16 protein-coding genes and 1 tRNA gene are annotated in these 17,659 nt (G+C 69.4%); 10 read left to right on the top strand and 7 right to left on the bottom strand.

Annotation, left to right across the window (positions count from 1 at the left end):
- The first annotated feature begins 23 nt into the window (after positions 1-23).
- Together ACWC09_RS29495 and ACWC09_RS29500 are read left to right on the top strand one after the other, a co-directional pair.
- On the top strand, positions 24-1,172 hold the full coding sequence (locus ACWC09_RS29495) for a DUF475 domain-containing protein (RefSeq protein ID WP_450853954.1): 1,149 nt from the start codon (positions 24-26) through the stop codon (positions 1,170-1,172).
- A gap of 89 nt (positions 1,173-1,261) precedes the next feature.
- Positions 1,262-1,999: a TerD family protein gene (locus tag ACWC09_RS29500; RefSeq protein WP_450853955.1), complete on the top strand. Its 738-nt coding sequence runs from the start codon at positions 1,262-1,264 to the stop codon at positions 1,997-1,999.
- Positions 2,000-2,061: 62 nt separating this feature from the next.
- Here the strand turns inward: ACWC09_RS29500 and ACWC09_RS29505 are convergent, their stop codons facing one another.
- Positions 2,062-2,853 (bottom strand): TerD family protein, encoded by a 792-nt coding sequence (locus ACWC09_RS29505; RefSeq protein WP_450853956.1) that lies wholly within the window; start codon positions 2,851-2,853, stop codon positions 2,062-2,064.
- Positions 2,854-3,037: 184 nt separating this feature from the next.
- On the opposite strand from ACWC09_RS29505, the gene ACWC09_RS29510 reads away from it, so the two are divergent.
- The 3 genes from ACWC09_RS29510 to ACWC09_RS29520 are packed head-to-tail and all read left to right on the top strand — an operon-like array spanning position 3,038 to position 7,699.
- A complete protein-coding gene (locus ACWC09_RS29510; RefSeq protein ID WP_450853957.1) occupies positions 3,038-4,204 on the top strand; it encodes an HpcH/HpaI aldolase/citrate lyase family protein in 1,167 nt (388 codons plus the stop codon).
- A gap of 19 nt (positions 4,205-4,223) precedes the next feature.
- Positions 4,224-6,884, top strand: a complete 2,661-nt coding sequence (locus ACWC09_RS29515; RefSeq protein WP_450853958.1) for a phosphoribosyltransferase — start codon at positions 4,224-4,226, stop codon at positions 6,882-6,884.
- Positions 6,884-7,699, top strand: a complete 816-nt coding sequence (locus ACWC09_RS29520; RefSeq protein ID WP_450853959.1) for an HAD family hydrolase — start codon at positions 6,884-6,886, stop codon at positions 7,697-7,699. The genes ACWC09_RS29515 and ACWC09_RS29520 overlap by 1 nt, the downstream gene beginning before the upstream one ends.
- Before the next feature lie 16 nt (positions 7,700-7,715).
- Here ACWC09_RS29520 and ACWC09_RS29525 read toward each other — a convergent pair whose 3' ends face one another.
- Positions 7,716-7,931, bottom strand: coding sequence for an FmdB family zinc ribbon protein (locus tag ACWC09_RS29525; RefSeq protein WP_450853960.1), 216 nt, complete (start codon positions 7,929-7,931; stop codon positions 7,716-7,718).
- 299 nt (positions 7,932-8,230) lie between these two features.
- Between ACWC09_RS29525 and ACWC09_RS29530 the strand changes: the two genes are divergently transcribed.
- From ACWC09_RS29530 to ACWC09_RS29540, 3 genes are read left to right on the top strand one after another with little or no spacing between them, the layout of a single operon-like run.
- Positions 8,231-10,162: a transglycosylase domain-containing protein gene (locus ACWC09_RS29530; RefSeq protein WP_450853961.1), complete on the top strand. Its 1,932-nt coding sequence runs from the start codon at positions 8,231-8,233 to the stop codon at positions 10,160-10,162.
- A 48-nt stretch (positions 10,163-10,210) separates the two neighbouring features.
- A complete protein-coding gene (locus tag ACWC09_RS29535; RefSeq protein ID WP_450853962.1) occupies positions 10,211-11,512 on the top strand; it encodes a hypothetical protein in 1,302 nt (433 codons plus the stop codon).
- 29 nt (positions 11,513-11,541) lie between these two features.
- On the top strand, positions 11,542-12,696 hold the full coding sequence (locus tag ACWC09_RS29540) for an amidase domain-containing protein (RefSeq protein WP_450853963.1): 1,155 nt from the start codon (positions 11,542-11,544) through the stop codon (positions 12,694-12,696).
- Positions 12,697-12,773: 77 nt separating this feature from the next.
- Here ACWC09_RS29540 and ACWC09_RS29545 read toward each other — a convergent pair whose 3' ends face one another.
- Complete coding sequence (locus ACWC09_RS29545; protein ID WP_450853964.1) at positions 12,774-14,171, bottom strand: hypothetical protein; 1,398 nt, start codon at positions 14,169-14,171, stop codon at positions 12,774-12,776.
- 81 nt (positions 14,172-14,252) lie between these two features.
- Entirely contained in the window at positions 14,253-15,026 is a 774-nt protein-coding gene (locus ACWC09_RS29550; RefSeq protein WP_450853971.1) for a DUF4097 family beta strand repeat-containing protein, read from the bottom strand.
- Between the two features lie 184 nt (positions 15,027-15,210).
- Between ACWC09_RS29550 and ACWC09_RS29555 the strand changes: the two genes are divergently transcribed.
- Positions 15,211-15,282 (top strand) — tRNA-Val (locus ACWC09_RS29555).
- A 46-nt stretch (positions 15,283-15,328) separates the two neighbouring features.
- Here the strand turns inward: ACWC09_RS29555 and ACWC09_RS29560 are convergent.
- From ACWC09_RS29560 to ACWC09_RS29570, 3 genes are all read right to left on the bottom strand, one after another.
- The gene (locus ACWC09_RS29560; RefSeq protein WP_450853965.1) at positions 15,329-15,655 is read right to left on the bottom strand and encodes a hypothetical protein; all 327 of its coding nucleotides are present in this window, start codon (positions 15,653-15,655) and stop codon (positions 15,329-15,331) included.
- Between the two features lie 51 nt (positions 15,656-15,706).
- Positions 15,707-17,029, bottom strand: a complete 1,323-nt coding sequence (locus tag ACWC09_RS29565) for an MFS transporter (protein ID WP_450853966.1) — start codon at positions 17,027-17,029, stop codon at positions 15,707-15,709.
- Between the two features lie 189 nt (positions 17,030-17,218).
- On the bottom strand, positions 17,219-17,386 hold the full coding sequence (locus tag ACWC09_RS29570) for a hypothetical protein (protein ID WP_450853967.1): 168 nt from the start codon (positions 17,384-17,386) through the stop codon (positions 17,219-17,221).
- On the opposite strand from ACWC09_RS29570, the gene ACWC09_RS29575 reads away from it, so the two are divergent.
- Positions 17,385-17,609 carry a DUF2277 domain-containing protein gene (locus ACWC09_RS29575; protein ID WP_450853968.1) on the top strand — a complete coding sequence of 75 codons (225 nt, stop codon included), beginning with the start codon at positions 17,385-17,387 and terminating at the stop codon, positions 17,607-17,609. The genes ACWC09_RS29570 and ACWC09_RS29575 overlap by 2 nt on opposite strands.
- The last annotated feature ends 50 nt before the right edge of the window (positions 17,610-17,659 follow it).

The raw sequence follows: 17,659 nt of genomic DNA on the forward strand, positions 1-17,659 counted from the left end.
GGTCGCCAAGGATTGGGTAGCCAGTGCTTCTGAAAACCTTCGGCTGGTCGTTCGCGATTACCGCGGTCGGCCTGGTCGCGGCGGTCTTCTACGGGGGGTGGGAGGCCTTCGGCATCGTGGCGATCCTCTCCGTTCTCGAGATCTCGCTGTCGTTCGACAATGCGGTGGTCAACGCCGGAATCCTGAAGAAGATGAGTGCCTTCTGGCAGAAGATCTTCCTCACCGTCGGCGTGCTCATCGCGGTCTTCGGCATGCGGCTGGTCTTCCCGGTCGTCATCGTCGCCATCAGCGCCAAGATCGGCCCGATAGACGCGGTCGACCTCGCCCTGAACAACAAGGACCACTACCAGCAGCTGGTCACCGACGCCCACCCGGCGATCGCCGCGTTCGGTGGCATGTTCCTGCTGATGATCTTCCTGGACTTCATCTTCGAGGACCGCGACATCCAGTGGCTGCGCTGGATCGAACGCCCGCTGGCCAAGCTCGGCAAGGTCGACATGCTGTCGGTCTGCATCTCCCTGGTCGTCCTGCTGATCACGTCGTTCACCTTCGCCACCCACGCCCACCAGCACGGCGGCGCCCACGTCGACAAGGCCCAGACGGTCCTGATCTCCGGCATCGCCGGCCTGATCACCTACATGGTCGTCGGCGGTCTCTCCGGTTACTTCGAAGACCGCCTGGAGGCCGAGGAGGAGCGCGAGCACGAGGAGGAGGAAGAGGCCGAGCGCAGCGGCAAGAAGAAGCCGGCCGTCGTCCTGGCCGGCCAGGCCGCCTTCTTCATGTTCCTCTACCTCGAGGTCCTGGACGCCTCGTTCTCCTTCGACGGCGTCATCGGCGCGTTCGCCATCACCAACGACATCGTCCTGATGGCCCTCGGTCTCGGCATCGGCGCCATGTACGTCCGCTCGCTCACCGTCTACCTGGTCCGCCAGGGCACCCTGGACGACTACGTCTACCTGGAGCACGGCGCGCACTACGCGATCGGCGCGCTGGCCGTGATCCTCATGGTCACCATCCAGTACCAGATCAACGAGGTCATCACGGGTCTCGTCGGCGTCGTCCTGATCGGCTGGTCCTTCTGGTCCTCCGTCCGCCGCAACCAACGTCTCGCGGCCGCCGAGGGAAAAGCGACGGACTCGGACGAGAAGACTGAGGTCTCGTCCGGGGTGTGACGCGCCTTCGGGTGAGGAACGCTCTGAGCGGGGCGGCCGGGCCTCCGGCCGCCCCGCCGGTCTTTTTCAAGTCGAACGTGGGGGCGGTAATGGGGTTTTTCGACGGTCTGCTGGGGTCGCGCGCGGCCGAGTTCGACTCCGGCAGTTCGGCCACCAACGCCATCGAGCTGACCAAACGGCACAACCAGGTCTCACTCACCAAGCAGGGGGCCGCCACCGGGCATCTGCGGGTCAACCTGAACTGGCGGATGCGGACGTCCGACATAGGCGGCTCGCAGCGGGAGTCTCTTTTCCGGCACCCGTTCAAGGCGCTGAAGCCGCCGGAGGTCATGGGGCACAACCAGAGCATGGTCAACGTCGACCTCGACCTGGCGTGCCTGTATGAGCTGGCCGACGGTACCAAGGGCGTCGTACAGCCGCTCGGGAACTACTTCGGGGACGTCAACGCGCCGCCGTACGTCAAACTGAGCGGCGACGACCGGTTCGGGTCGGCGTCCGGGGAGACGATGTACGTCAACCTCGATCATCGGGACGAGATCAAGCGGTTGCTGGTGTTCGTGTACATCTACGACCAGACGCCCGCGTTCGACCGTACGCACGCGATCGTGACGCTGTATCCGAGCAATGGGCCCCGGATCGAGATCCATCTTGACGAGCGGCATCCGCAGGCGCGGTCGTGCGCGGTGGTGATGATCGAGAACGTCAAGGGGGAGCTGGTCGTCCGGCGCGAGGTGAAGTTCGTGTACGGGTTCCAGGCGGAGTTGGATCGGTTGTACGGGTGGGGGCTTCAGTGGGGGCGGGGTTACAAGACGAAGGTGGAGCGATAGTCGCCCAGGAGCTCGGGGGCGGCTGTGCGTCGGCGGCTGCGGGTGGTTCGTAGGGGGTTCCTCTAACGCCCGATGAACTGGGGCCCTTGGGGTGGCAGCCGGAAGTCCGGGTTCGGGAGTGTGGTCACCGGGGGTGGGTAGCCGTAGCCGGACTGGGTGCCTGCTGCTGCGGGCTGGGGGTAGCCGTACGCGGGTTGCGTGGTCGGTGGCTGCTGCGGATAGCCGTAGGCCGGCTGGGCCGGGAGCGCCGTCGGCTGTTCCGGGGGCAGCGGCTGGGAGATCTCCGGCTGAAGCGGCGCAGCCGTCGGCTCGGACTCGTCGACCGAGATGCCGTAGTCCGTGGCCAGGTCCTTCAGACCGTCCGTATAACCCTCGGCCACCGCACGGAACTTCCAGCCCTCGCCGCGGCGGTAGAGCTCGCCGCAGATCAGGGCCGTCTCGCTGCCGGTCTCCGGTTTGATGTCGAAGGTGATCAGCGGTTCGGCCTCGGCGAGCCGGGCGTCGTACAGCAGGATGCGCAGACCCGGTACGCGGCCGAAGGGAACGTCCTCCGCCGAAGCGACCAGAAGAATCCGGCTGACATCGGTCTCGACTCCGGCCAGATCTGTCTGGATCGTGTCCGTAGGACCGTCGGCGAGCCGTTTCTTTCCGAGCCACCAGATCTTCCCGGAGGGGTGCCGGGGCTGGTTGTAGAAGACGAAGTCCTCGTCGGAGCGCACACGTCCGTCGGGGCCGAGGAGCAGCGCCGAGGCGTCGACATCCGGAACTCCCGGCCCGGGCGTCCAGCGCAGCACGGCGCGCACCGTCGTGGCTTCGAGCGGGACGTTCGATCCCTTCAGCATCGCGTGCGTCATGCGGTCATCCTGCCCTCTCGGTCCTGGTCACGACAACGCGGGGTACGGCAGCCGTCACAGCTGTTCATGTCCTGCGTTACCTGAAATTCATGCCCGGTGGGAACCCATGACATGGGTTTGTACGTACTATTACCGGCCACCTTTCTGCAGATCACGGGCCACATAGCCAACGCGGGGGAGCTTTATGCGTCATTTCGGGCACATCGCCCCGGAGGTGCGTCAGCGCCTCTTCCACCAGGAGCCGTGCGAGTTCGGCGCGGACTCCCCGGCCCGGCTGCTCTCCGCGGCCCTGGGCGCCACGCTCTACAGCCCGGCCACCCGGCCGCGGCTCGCCGAAGACATCGTCAAACAGGCGGCGCTCGGCGTGGTCTCGATGGTGCTGTGCCTGGAGGACTCGATCGACGACGCGGACGTGGTGGCGGGGGAGGAGAACCTCGTCCGGCAGTTCGCCGACCTGGACGCGAGAGGCGGTGACTGCATCCCGCTGCTGTTCATCCGGGTGCGCACGCCCGAGCAGATCCCCGATCTCGTACGGCGACTCGGTCCGAGCGTCCGGCTGCTGTCCGGGTTCGTCTTCCCGAAGTTCACCGAGGAGCGCGGTATCCCGTTCCTGGAGGCCCTCGCGGGCGCCGAGGCCGCGAGCGGGCACCGGCTGTTCGGGATGCCCGTGCTGGAGACACCGGAGCTGATGTACCGGGAGACGCGCGTGGACGCCCTGGAGGGCATCGCCCGCGCCGTCGAGAAGTACCGGGAACGCGTGCTGGCGCTCCGGCTGGGTGTCACCGACTTCTGTTCGTCGTACGGGCTGCGCCGGGCTCCCGACATGACCGCCTACGACGTCCAGATCATCGCCTCCGTGATAGCCGACGTGGTGAACATGCTGGGGCGCGCCGACGGCACCGGGTTCACGGTCACCGGGCCGGTGTGGGAGTACTTCCGTGTCCCCGAACGCATGTTCAAGCCGCTGCTGCGCACCAGCCCCTTCCTCGAGGGGCAGGCGGTCGAGCTGCGCGAGAAACTGATAGAGCACGCCATGGACGGGCTGCTGCGGGAGATCTCGCTGGACCAGGCCAACGGTCTGCTGGGCAAGACCTGCATCCACCCGACCCACGTCCTGCCGGTGCACGCGCTGTCCGTGGTCAGCCACGAGGAGTTCAGCGACGCCGCGGACATCCTGCGGCCCGAGCGGGGCGGTGGGGGCGTGCTCAGGTCGGCGTACACGAACAAGATGAACGAGGTGAAGCCGCACCGCGCCTGGGCCGAGCGGACCATGCTGCGGGCCGAGGTCTTCGGCGTCGCGCGCGAGGACGTCAGCTTCGTGGACCTGCTCGCCGCCGGCATACCCGGCTGACCTCACCAACTAGGGACTCATGAGCAACGCAGTGAACAACGGGGTCTGGTCCGGGACCTGGGTCGCCGAGCGACTCGGGCTGGAACTCGTGGGCGACGACAAGCTGACGGACCTGCTGGGGCTGGCGCTGCGGCGCAACCCCAAGCGGGCCCATCTGCTGGTCTCCAACGTGCTGGGCAAGCATGTGCCGCAGTCGCCGTCGGTGGTGTACGGGTACGGCTTCGCCCTCGGCCGACGGGTCCGGGAGCTCCTCGGCACCGAGGAGGCGGCCAGGGCGGTCGTCCTCGGGTACGCGGAGACGGCGACAGGGCTGGGCCACTCCGTGGCCGACGGCGTGGGCCTCGCGCCGTACCTCCACTCCACCCGTCGCCCGGTGGCCGGCGTGGCGACCGCGGGCGGCTTCGAGGAGTCCCACTCCCACGCCACGTCGCATCTGCTGCTGCCGGAGGATCCTGCGCTGCTGGTCGGTGACGGCCCGTTGGTGCTGGTCGACGACGAGTTCTCGACGGGGAACACGGTTCTGAACACCGTCCGGGATCTTCATCAGCGGTATCCCCGTCGGCGGTACGTGGTGGTGGCGCTGGTCGACATGCGGTCCGCGGCCGACGCGGGGCGACTGGAGGAGTTCGCGCGGGAGATCGGCGCCCGGGTTGATCTGGTGGCGGCCGCTTCGGGGACGGTGCGGTTGCCCTCCGGGGTGCTGGAGAAGGGGCAGGAGCTGGTTGCGCGGTACGAGGCGGAGGGTGCGGCGAGCGGTGGTTCGTCGTCTGCGGCTGAGTGGGGGCTGGTCGCGCCCCGCGGCGGAGCCGCACATCGACACAGCCCCGCGCCCCTGGAAGCAAAGGCGGGCGATGCGGTTGCCGACCTTGAAGGGGCGCGGGGCTGTGTTGAATGTGCGGCTACCGCCGCGCGGGCGCGACCAGCCACAGACAACCCGCACCCGGCAGCGAACAAGACCCGGCAGACGCTTGGCCGCCCCCACCCCACCCGCGTCGATCTGCACTGGCCCCGCGGCCTCCCCGACGGCGGACGCCACGGCTTCACCCCCCAGCACCGCATCCGCCTGGAACGCGCCCTTCCCGCCATGGCCGCCCGCCTCGCGGAGGCACTCCCCGCCGACGCCCACCGCGTCCTCGTCCTCGGCTTCGAAGAGCTGATGTACGCCCCGCTCAGACTCGCCCGCGAGCTGGAGCAGGTCGTCGCCGACGTCGAGGTGCGGTACTCGACCACGACCCGCTCACCCGTCCTGGCCGTCGACGACCCGGGTTACGCGATACGCAGCCGGATGACGTTCCCGGCCCACGACAACCCCGCCGACGGCCCCGGCGACCGCTACGCGTACAACGTCGCCGGCGCCGACTTCGACGCGGTCGTCGCCGTCGTCGACTCCACCGCCGACACCCCCGGACTGCACGCGCCGGACGGCCTGTTGGCCCAGCTGGCCGCGCACACCCCGAACGTCGTCCTCGCGGTCGTGCCCTCCTACGTCCCCGAGCCCCTGTACGTCCCCGAAAGGCCCCCCATGCTGCCCGAGCCCCTCCGCGGCCCCGCCTTCTCCTCGTACGCGCCCGAGGAGGTCGGCTGGCTGCTCCAGGACCTCTCGGACGTGACGCTGGAGGCGCCGACCGAGGAGCGGGAGGAGGCCATCCAGAGCGGCGGCGCGCACTACGCGGAGTCGCTGCCCGTCGAGTACCAGCCCAGCGAGCAGTACCAGGAGCTGTTCCACGCGGCCCTGGAGACGACCGCGTCCCGGCTCGCGGAGGCGGTCGGCGCCGTCACGGAGATCGTGCTCGCCGAGCGATCCCCGCGCCCCGTCCTCGTGTCGCTGGCCCGCGCCGGCACCCCCGTCGGCGTCCTGATGCGCCGCTGGGCCCAGTACCGCCACGGCCTCGAACTGCCGCACTACGCCGTCTCCATCGTCCGTGGCCGCGGCATCGACGCCAACGCCCTGCGCTATCTGGCCGCCCACCACGACCCGCACGACGTGGTCTTCGTCGACGGCTGGACCGGCAAGGGCGCCATCACCCGCGAACTCGCCGACGCCATCAAGGAGTTCGAGGCCTCCGACGGGGTCACCGGCTTCGACCCGGAGATCGCGGTCCTGGCCGACCCCGGCTCCTGCGTGCGGACGTACGGCACCCGCGAGGACTTCCTGATCCCCTCCGCCTGCCTCAACTCGACCGTCTCCGGCCTGATCTCACGGACCGTGCTCCGCTCGGACCTGGTCGGCCCGCACGACTTCCACGGCGCCAAGTTCTACCGCGAACTCGCCGGCGCGGACGTGTCGGTGGACTTCGTCGACGCGGTCGCGGCCCGCTTCCCGGAAGTGGCCGACGCGGTGGACGCCCAGGCCAAGGAACTGCTCTCCGGCGACCGCGCGCCGACGTGGGAAGGCTGGGCGGCGGTCGAGCGCATCAGCGAGGAGTACGGCATCCACGACGTGAACCTCGTCAAGCCGGGCGTCGGCGAGACCACCCGCGTCCTGCTGCGCCGGGTGCCCTGGAAGATCCTGGCCAGGCAGGGGGCGGGCGCCGACCTCGACCATGTACGGCTGTTGGCCGGGCAACGGGGCGTACCGGTCGAGGAGGTCACCGAACTGCCGTACACCTGCGTGGGGTTGATCCACCCCCGCTTCACGCGCGGTGCGACCGGTGCCGACGGCAAGGCGGTGAACGTCTGATGCCGGTGCTGGTGGCGAGCGACCTCGACCGTACGCTGATCTACTCCCCGGCGGCCCTCGCGCTGACCATGCCGGACGCGCGGGCGCCCCGGCTGCTCTGCGTGGAGGTGCACGAGAGCAGGCCGCTGTCCTTCATGACGGAGACGGCGGCGGCCCTGCTGACCGACCTGGGCGACGCGGCGGTGTTCGTGCCGACGACGACCCGGACCCGCAAGCAGTACCAGCGCATCAACCTCCCGGGCCCGCCGCCCACGTACGCGATCTGTGCCAACGGCGGCCATCTGCTGGTCGACGGCGTCTCCGACCTCGACTGGCACGCCCGGGTCACGACGCGCCTCGCCGACGAGTGCGCCCCCCTGGACGAGGTCCGCGAGCATCTGCTGGCGACGACGGACCCGGAGTGGGTACGCAAGCACCGCGTCGCCGAGGACCTCTTCGCCTATCTGGTGGTGGAACGCGAACTCCTCCCCGAGGAATGGGTCAAGGAGCTGGCGGTCTGGGCGGAGAACCGTGGCTGGACGGTGTCCCTGCAGGGGCGGAAGATCTACGCCGTCCCGAAGCCGCTGACCAAGAGCGCGGCGATGCGGGAGGTCGCGCGGCGGACGGGGGCCGAACTGACGCTGGCCGCCGGCGACTCCCTCCTGGACGCCGACCTGCTGCTGGCGGCGGACCGGGGCTGGCGCCCGGGCCACGGCGAACTGGCCGACGCGGAGTGGGCCGCGCCGGGGACCATCGGACTGCCGGAGCGGGGAGTCCTGGCGGGCGAGCGCATTCTCCGGGAATTCCTGAAGGCAACCCGCCCTGCGACCCCCTAGGGGCGCGGGGCTGCGTCTAGCCGCAACACCCTCCACCACAACACCCGCCACCGGCGCCGCTCGCTCGCGGCGCCGGCTCAGACGCCGTACCCCCTACCGCCACCGTCGACAACAACTTCACCGTGTCGGTGTGTCCTGCGGAGCACTCCGCGGGGTCGGACGACTGAGCCATGGGCCGGCTCACTTCAAACGTGTCGCCGCACGTCCGGCAGCGGTACTCATAGCGAGGCATGGACTCAGGCTAACCGCTCGGAGGACGGACTCCCTCTCGGTGTGGTGGGAGCAGGGTCGCCGAAGGTTGCCATTGATGAGTGTGGCGTAAATCACAAAGCCCGCCATGTTCCGTACTGGTCGGTATGTGAGCGTTCCTGATGGATTCTTATGTGGAGAAGATGCGAAGATCGTTGATATTTTTCGAGCGTGACCGGGACAGCACAACGTAGGGGCCGGCCGGCTGACCACCGCCGCCCACGCCGCCGCCGGGCGGCACCGAAGCGGTCCCCCTGGAGAACGGCGTTAGGCCAAGTCCGCTTGGCGTTACGCCGTTTGCGCCCCGCCTACCCCCGCCCCGGCCGTGCCGGCTTGCGGCGCTGGCTGCCCTCCTGGCGGCAGTGGCTCGGTGGCTTCCTGGGAGCCGTCGGTCTGACCGGCATGTTCCTGGTCGTCGCCTACGCCGCCACGGACATCCCGCAGAACCTCAACTCGTACGCCACCCAGCAGGACAACGTTTTCTACTGGTCCGACGGCACCCCGATGGCCCGCACCGGCTGGGTGCAGCGGCAGGCCATGCCGCTCAAGGACATACCCGAGGACGTGCGCTGGGCGGTGCTCGCCGCCGAGAACGAGAGCTTCTACTCGGACCCCGGCATCTCCCTCAAGGGACTGGCCCGCGCACTGGTGCGCACCGTCGGCGAGGGGGACACCGAGGGCGGTTCGACGATCACTCAGCAGTACGTCAAAAACGTGTATCTGACGCAGAATCAGACCGTCAGCCGCAAGTTCACCGAGGCGATGATCTCCCTCAAGCTCGACAACCGGATGAGCAAGGACCAGATCCTCGAGGGGTATCTGAACACCAGCTGGTTCGGGCGCGGGACCTATGGCATTCAGCGTGCCGCCCAGGCCTACTACGGCAAGGACGTCACCCATCTGAATGTCAGTCAGGCGGCGTTCCTTGCCTCATTGTTGAAGGGAGCCGGGCTCTACGACCCGACTCTCTCCCCGGCCAACCACACGCGTGCCGTGGAGCGTTGGTCCTGGATCCTCGACCGTATGGTCAAGATCGGCAGGCTGACGCCGGCCGAACGGGCCACGTACACGACGTTCCCCGAGCCGCTGAAGTCCGCCCGGGTCTACGACACCGGCAAGCAGAGCGACTACCTGGTCGAACTCGCGCAGCAGTACGCCAAGAAGGCCGCGCACATCTCGGCCAAGCAGTTCGACCTGGGCGGCTACCAGATCTACACGACCTTCGACCGCAAACGGGAGACCCAGCTCACCGACGCCGTCGCCAAGGCCCGCAAGCAGGCGAAGAAGGACGACCCCAAGGCCGCGAAGACCGCCCACTACGGCGCCTCCACCGTCGCCGACGACGGACGGATCCTCGCCGTCTACGGCGGCCCCGACCACCGTACGCAGGGCTACAACGAGTCCAACGCCAGTACCGTGCAGGCAGGTTCGGCCTTCCTGCCGTTCGTCTACGCGGCCGGTCTCGAACACGGCGTCCGCAAGTCCCGTACAGGACCCACGACTTCGGTCTCCCCGGAGACCGTGTACGACGGTGACGACGGCCTCACGGTCACCACGCCCGAGGGGCCGTACTGGGACCGCAGCGGCAAGAAGGTCCTCGCGCACAACGACGACGGGAAGTCCTACGGCCCCATCGCGCTGAGCAGGGCGCTCGCCGTGGGCGTGAACACGCCGTTCGTGCAGCTCGGCCTGGACACCGGCCTGGACAGGGTGCGCGACACCGCGGTCGCGGCCGGGCTGCTCCCCTCCAGCATCGGAGCGCAGATACCCGCGCTGTCGACGGGCAGCTCCACCCCGAGTGCGATCCGGATGGCGAGCGGATACGCCACCTTCGCCGCCGCGGGCATGCACACCGAGCCGTACTCGGTGCGCCGTATCACCCGGAACGGCGCGACCGTCCCGCTGGCCACCCCCACCGCCCGCCGGGCGATCGACGCGGAGGTGGCCGACGAGGTGACCGCCGCGCTGACCAGCTCCCTGCGGCTCGCCCACCCCACCGTCCGGGCGGTGAGAGCGGCCGGGAAGTCCGGCACCACCGCGGACGACACCGCCGCCTGGTACGCCGGCAGCGACGACTCCGTGTCGACCGCGGTCGTCGTCTACCGCATGGATCTCACCAAGTCCCTGGAGCCGCTGCCGCTCAAGGGCATCGCAGGCACCTCGGCCGACAGCGTCCCGTACGCCGTCTGGTCGGGCGCGATGGGCTTCGGCTGACCTCCGAGGCCCGCACACCCCCCACCCCCCTCGCAGAATGAGCACCGCATGCCCCACACCATGCCTGGCAGGACGCCCACGGGCCGTCGCCGCAAAGCGCGTGCCCCTCGCAAACCCGCCCGCCCCGAAGTCCGTACCCTGACCGCCCTCCTCGTGGTGGCCTCCGTGGTCGCCGGTTTCCTGGTCCTGACCCGCCAGGACCACACCCAGCCCACCGCGTCCGCCTCCGGACGCCCCGGAAAGGCCTCGCCGAAGCCCACCGCGGAGCCCTCCTGGGACGGCAGGACCAAGCTCCTCGGCGACGGTTCCACCTCCTACACCGGCCCGCAGCTGGGCGAGTTGAAGCCAGTGCCGCTCAAACCCGGTGAGAAACCACCTCAGTTCGTCGTCTTCTCCTGGGACGGCGGTCTGGAGGGCAGCGACCATCTCTTCTCCCACTACCGGGAGTTGGCGCAGAAGTACGACGCCCATATGACGTTCTTCCTCACCGGCATCTATCTCCTGCCCAAGAGCAGGAAGACCCTCTACCACCCGCCGCAGCACAAGCCCGGCACCGCGGCCATCGACTACGCCACCGACGAGCACATCCGCGACACGCTGGAGCAGCTCCGGCTGGCCTACAACGAGGGCAACGAGATCGGCACCCACTTCAACGGCCACTTCTGCGACAGCAAGACCAGCGGCCAGAACTGGAGCGTCGACGACTGGAAGCAGGAGATCTCCCAGTTCTACTCCCTGGTGGAGAACTGGAAGACCAACACCGGCTTCAAGGACGTCCCCGCCCTGCCCTTCGACTTCAAGAAGGAGATCGTCGGCGGCCGCGCGCCCTGTCTGGAGGGCCAGAAGAACCTGCTCAAGGCCATCAAGGGGCTCGGCTGGACATACGACGCCAGCTCGCCGGGCGACTTCCAGATCTGGCCGTCGAAGAAGGACGGCGTCTGGAACTTCCCGCTCCAGCTGGTGCCGTACTCGAACGACAACCAGGCCCTGTCGATGGACTTCAACTTCCTCTACAACCAGACGGACGGCGCGACCGACGGCAACCCCGCCGAGTACGCCAAGTGGGAGAAGCAGGCCGTCGACGCGTACATGAACGGCTTCAACCGCGTCTACTACGGCAGCCGCGCCCCGCTGTTCATCGGCAACCACTTCGAGGACTGGAACGGCGGCATCTACATGAAGGCCGTCGACCAGGTCGTCAAGAACCTCTGCACGAAGAAGGGCGTCAAGTGCGTGTCCTTCAAGGAACTGGCCGCCTGGCTGGACGTGCAGAAACCGGAGACCTTGGCACGGCTGCGCAGCCTCGAGCCCGCGCAGTCACCCGCCGACTGGTCCACGGTCGTGAAATGAAACACCCCCCACCGCAAGGAGAAACACCAGTGAGATCGAGCAACTCCGGCGTGCGCAGAGCCCGTTGTGCGGCCCTCGCGGCCACGGCCCTGTCCGCCGCCCTGCTCCCCGTCTCCGCCGCCCACGCGGCCGACGCCCCCGCCCCCGCCGTGACCGCGGCCACCACCGACGCCTTCGGCCGCATCGCCGACGCCGTCCTCACCGACCGCACCGCCGCACTGGTCGAGGGCGCCAAGCCTGCCGCCCTTACGGCCCTGAAGGCCACCGGTGGTGTCCGACTGGCCGCCGCCCAGGCCAAGTCCGAGATCTCCGCCGTGACCTCCCTGCACGGCACCCGCTCGCGGCTCGCCGCGCTCGGCGAGGCCTACACCGACGCCGACACCGAGGTGACCGTCGACAGCACCAAGCTGCGGGGGCGTGTCGCCACGGTCCGGGTCACCGAGCGCACCACACTGACGTACGCGAAGATACGCGGCGACGAACCCGCCACCACGGGGTTCACCGCCCACCACGAACTCACCTTCACCGTGGGCGCGGACGGCACCTGGAAACTCACCCGCGAACGCCTCACCGACAAGGGGCCCCGGCCGGTCAACGAGCCCGCGCCGGCGCCGGCCACGACCACGGTGCGCCCGAGCGCCGTCATCGACGCCCCGAAGTCGGCCATCACCTACCCGGCACCCGCGGCCCCCAAGAACCTCGGCTCCGGGACGACGTACAACTACGCGGCGATGGTGGCGTACGCCGAGAAGTACTGGAAGAACTACAACACCGCGTACCGGCGTTACAACGGCAACGGCGGTGACTGCACCAACTTCCTGAGCCAGTCGCTGTATGCGGGCGGCTGGAAGAAGGTCACCAACTCGACCGAGGACTACGGCACTTGGAACTCGGGGACGTCCAGCGACACCGACACCTGGATCGGGGTCAACGAGTGGTCCTGGTTCACGCAGACCGCCAAGCGGACGACTCCGCTGGCGAACGCGTACCAGATGGATCTCGGTGATGTGCTGCAGATGGACTTCGACAAGGACGGGTCGAAGGATCACTCGATGATGACGACGTATCGGAGTTCGAGTGGGGTGCCTTATCTGACGTACCACGACACGGATACGTATCGGCGGTCGTTGTCGAGCCTGATTGCTTCGTACCCGAACTCGGCCTACTACGCCTACCGGAGCTAGTTGGTCGTCTGCGGCGCCGTCGTGGCTGGTCGCGCCCACGCGGCGGCAGCCGCAGATTCAACACAGCCCCGCGCCCCTCAGGGGGTTACGGAACCGCGGTCTTCTCGGATCTGTGCGACCACCCTCGCCACCGTTTGCCTTACCGCCTCTGTCTCCGTCAGGAAGTGCCAGTAGTCGGGGTGGCGGCCCTCCAGGCCCGTGATCGCGCGGTCCAGGCGGGCCACCGCGTCGTCCAGGGGGCGGGCGTGCCGTGGATCGGGCGTTGCCTTGCCCGTCATCGCCAGGCGCTGGGCGTCCCGGATGGTGAAGCGGGTCTTGTCGATCTCCTGTTGGGGGTCCTTCTGGACGGCGTTCAGCCGCTGCAAGCGGTCTCGCGCCGCCGACACGGACTCGTCGGTCGTGTTCAGCAGGGCCCGCACCGTCGACAAGAGTGAGGTCGCGTCCGGCCAGCGCTGCGCGTCTCTCGCCGCCTGGGCCTCCTTCAGCTTGGTCTCGGCCCGGCGGACGTTCTCCGTGGCCTGGTCGGGGACGTGCTGGAGGTCCTGCCAGCAGGCCGCCGAGAAGCGGCGGCGCAGTTCGCTCAGGATCGGCTCGACCTGGGCGGCGCGGGTGGTGAGGGCCTGGGCGCGGGTGCGGAGGGAGACGAGGCGGTGGTCGATCTCGGCCGCCTTTTCCGGGAGCCGCTCGGCCTCCACCCGGATCGCCTCGGCCTCGCGCGCGACCCGCTCTGCGCGCTCCAGGGTCTGCGGGACGCCGTGCTGCCCGGCGCCCTGGTTGAGCCTGGTCAGCTCGGGGCCGAGGGCGGCGAGGCGGGCGGCGAGGTCGTCGGCTCTGAGGTGGGTGGCTCTCACGGCGTCGAGCGCGTTCGAAGCGGCGAGCAGGCCCTGGCGGGCGCGTTCCACGGCCGGGGCGAGCCGGGCCAGCTGGGTCTCCGCCTTGCCGAGGAGGGGGCCGAGGCTGTCGGCGAAACGGTCCAGCTCCCGCTTGACGTTGGTGAGCTCGTCCTTGGCGCGGGTGAGTTCCGTACGCGCGTGTGCCGCGACCGAGGCCTCCAGGTCGTCGCGGTCGAGGTCATGGGCGTCGACGGCCTCGATGTAGCGGTGGCTGACCTCGTCGATACGGCGGCCGAGGGCGTCGAAGTCGGAGACGACGCGGCGGGCGGCCGGGGTGTCGTCGACGGCCGTGATCGTCTCGATCGAGATCCGCAGGTCGCGCTGGGCGGTGTCCAGTTCGTAGAACGCGGCCGCCGCGGCGTCCTTCGCGGCCTGTGCTTCGGCCCGCTGGGACTCGGCCCGTCCGCCGAACCAGCGCCGGGTGCCGCCGCCGGCGAACGCGGCGGGCAGCGCGAGCGCGGCGACCAGGGGCAGGGCGAGAAGCGTGAGGGTGTCCTTGAACGGGATCAAGGCATCCCCGCGCGTCTGGCGGGGTGCGCGCGGCACCGACGGCGAGTACGGCTGCGAAGGTGTCGCCGTCACTTCCCTCTCCCGTGCTGTCATCCGTCCTGGCGGGTGCCCGGTTTCATTCTCCCACCCGTAGAGGACGAACACACGGGCCGGTCAGTTCGCGCTCTTCACTGTGACTTTGCCGTCACTGGTACGCGCGGAGACCACGTGCGAGCTGGAGTCGGACCGGGGCACGGACACGTCCACCGAGCCGTCGCCGGTGTGGGCGGTCACCCGGTACGTGGAGCGGGGCAGCGCGATGGTGACGGAGCCGTCCTTGCTGCCGGCGTCCACGAGATCCGGTACGGCGCCGAGTTCGAGGTGCACCGAGCCGTCGGCGGTCTCGGCGCGGACCTGCCGGGAGGACACGGCGGCGTGTACGGAGCCGTCGGCGGAGTGGAGCGTCAGCGGCCCGGTGGAGTCACTGACGTGCACCGAGCCGTCGTCGGTACGAATGTTCAGCGCGTCCTGGAAGCCACGCGCGCGCACGCTGCCGTCCCGGTCCTCGACCTTGACCCGCACCCCGCGCGGGACCTCGATCCGGTGCTTGGCCGAGCAGTCGGCGACGATGCCGGAGCACGTCATGCGCAGCGTCAGCCGGTCGTCCTTCATGGACCAGGACACCTTCGGGCCCTTGCCGATGGCCACGGACCCCTGCCACCAGCGGGTGACCTCGACCTTGCCCGCCGGGTTCGCGTCCGCGGCGACGATCTCCAGCGCCGAGTCGTCGGAGTCGACGGTGAGCGTCTTCCCCCGCAGCGCGAACGTCCGGTGATCGGGATGCTCGTCGTCCCCGGCGGAGGCACCGCAGGCGGTGGCACCGGCGACGACGAGCACGACGGCGGATGCGGCGAGGCTCACGCGGGCGACGTTGCTGCGGCTGACCATGCTGACCATGAGGAGCTCCCCCTGAGGCGGATGGTGAAGGCCCTTCGACGGTAGGGAGCCGGGGCTCGCGGGGGGATCCGGGCCGCTCCCGGATCGGAGGTGGGGAAAACCCCCGCACCTGGCACGCTCCCGATACGGGTTTGCGGGGCACCACCTCGGGCAAGGTAGGCTGTCGACTCGTCTCGGGTGCGTAGCTCAGGGGTAGAGCGCCTGCCTTACAAGCAGGATGTCGGCGGTTCGAAACCGTCCGCGCCCACCGCAGGAGAAGACCCCGGCCATGGATGGCCGGGGTCTTCTTCGTTTCACTCGCCGCGTGTGTGCTTCAGCGTCGTGCGGGCGTCGACCCGCTCTCCGGCCGTGACCTCCGTCCAGAAGCGGTGGGTGGTGACGAAGACCGCCAGTTCGTGCTCGCGCTGCCGCAGCTTCTCGACCTCCGCCTGCTCGTCGGCCGTCCAGCCGGGGGAGGCGGGGCGCTCCACCTTGCGCCAGCCGCCCGTGTCACTGAAGCCGTCCAGGGGCTCGACCGACCAGGGGAGACGCTTGAGCAGGGCCGACAGCTCGGCCCGGACCTGATGCAGCTCCTCCTGACCGGCGAGGAGGTCACTCGGAAAGTCATAGGTCGTTGCCACGGCGCAATGCTACGCCTGTTCGAATTTGGGATGCGAGTTCCTTCCCGGGGTTCATGCGCACGGGTGGGGGCCGTCCTGTCCCGCGAGGGCCGGAAGCGTCCGGCCCAGGCGGGCGAGCGGGGACAGGGTGATCAGTACCGGGGAGAGCAGCATGCCTGCGGCCGTCACCAGGAGGCCGGTGCGCAATCCCCACCCCTGTGCGAGGAAGCCGCCGAGCAGTGAGCCGAGTGGGGTCATCCCCATCCCGGCCCATGTGATCGTCGCGGCCACGCGGCCCTGCATCCCGTCCGGAGTGACCGCCTGCCGGACGGCCATGACCGTGACGTTGACCAACTGGCCGCCCGTACCGAACACGAAGTTGACCGCAACGAGCACGGGAACGGTCACCGCGGAGGAGCCGTGCAGCGCCGGTACACACAGGAACGCGCCGTCGCCGAGTGCCGCCGCGGACACCAGCACCGCGCCATGGCCGAACCGGCCCGGCAGGCGGGCGGCCAGCACCGAGCCGAGGAGCGCGCCCGGACCGGTCGCCGCGAGCGACAGCCCGACGGCGGTGCCCGACAGATGCAGTTCCCGTGGCAGGAAGAGCAGATAGACGGTCGTCATGGCCGCGAAGGAGAACTGGAAGGCGGCCGAGGCGAGGCACACGGTCCGCAGCGAGGTGTCGCCGGCGACGAAACGGAGGCCCTCATGGATCCGCCGCCCCATGCGAGGGGGCCGTTCCGAGCGCTCCGGGATCGATTCGCGGCGACCGATCCGGCGGATCGACAGGAACGAGAGCGCGAAGAACACTGCGCTGCAGGCGGCGGCGATCGGTGCCGACAGCAGTGACACCAAGGCGCCGCCGAGGGCGGGACCGCCGATCTGGGCCGCGGACCGGCTGCCCTCGAGCGCGCTGTTGCCCCGTACCAACCGGTCGCGTTCCACCAGCCGCACGAGAGACGTCTGGTACGCCACGTCGAAGAACACGGACAGTGCCCCGACGGCGAAGGCGACGACGAGCAGCACGGGCAGGCCGAGCATGCCCAGGAGACCGGCCACGGCGGCAGCAGCCAGCGCCGCGGCCCGGCCGGCATCCGCCAGCACCATCACCGTGCGGGTCCGCCATCCGTCGACCCACGCGCCGACGAGGAGCGACAGCAACAGGATCGGCGCCTGCCCCACCGCCCGGAGGACGCCCAACTGGCCGGCACCGGCGTCGAGCGTCAGAACGGCGAAGAGAGGCAACACCAACAGGCTTGTGTGCTCGCCGAGTTGGGAGACGGTCTGGCCCACCCAGAGGCTACGGAAGTCGCCGTCCCGCCACAGACCGGAAGGGACGGGGCGACCGGAATCGGATGCAGCGGAGGAAGAGCGAGAGGAGGCGGACGGCACGGGGATCCCTTGGGTTGCCGACGGCACGCGAGGACAGGCCGATCACGGCCTACGACGTCAACGCGTGCTCGGAAGGCCGACCATGTCTCAGCTCCTCGTGGGTCACTCGCCGAACCTGACGCTAGCCTTCGGCGGCCGGGCATGAAAGGCGTTTTTGGCCGGGGCGGATGGCCAGGCGACTCATGCCACTCACACGTCGACGGCACGGAACGGGGGTTCCGCGACGCCGACGATGTTCCCGCCGACGGGGCGGACGCGGGCCGACCAGCCCAGGGCCGCGAGGTCGGCGGTGAGGGTCCGGGGAGCGTGGAACTTCTTCATCGCAGGCGCCCCGGAGTTGGGCCAGACTGGTCGCATGTGCCGGAGCATCAAGACCTTGCGCCCGCCCGCGTTGCCCGAAGAGGCGACCGAGGAGGAGATCAGGGCCGCGGCCCTGCAGTTCGTACGGAAGGTGTCCGGCTTCCGGGCGCCCGCCGCACACAACCAGGAGGTGTTCGACCACGCGGTCGAGGTGATCGCGCAGGCCACGGCCGAGCTGCTCGACGGCCTCGACATACGAGGTAAGAAGGCAAGCGCCTAGTAGTGCTTCGTTAGGTTCTGGTTCTGCCGGTTTTGAGGGGGCGGCCGCAG

Source organism: Streptomyces sp. NPDC001617 (assembly GCF_053596855.1).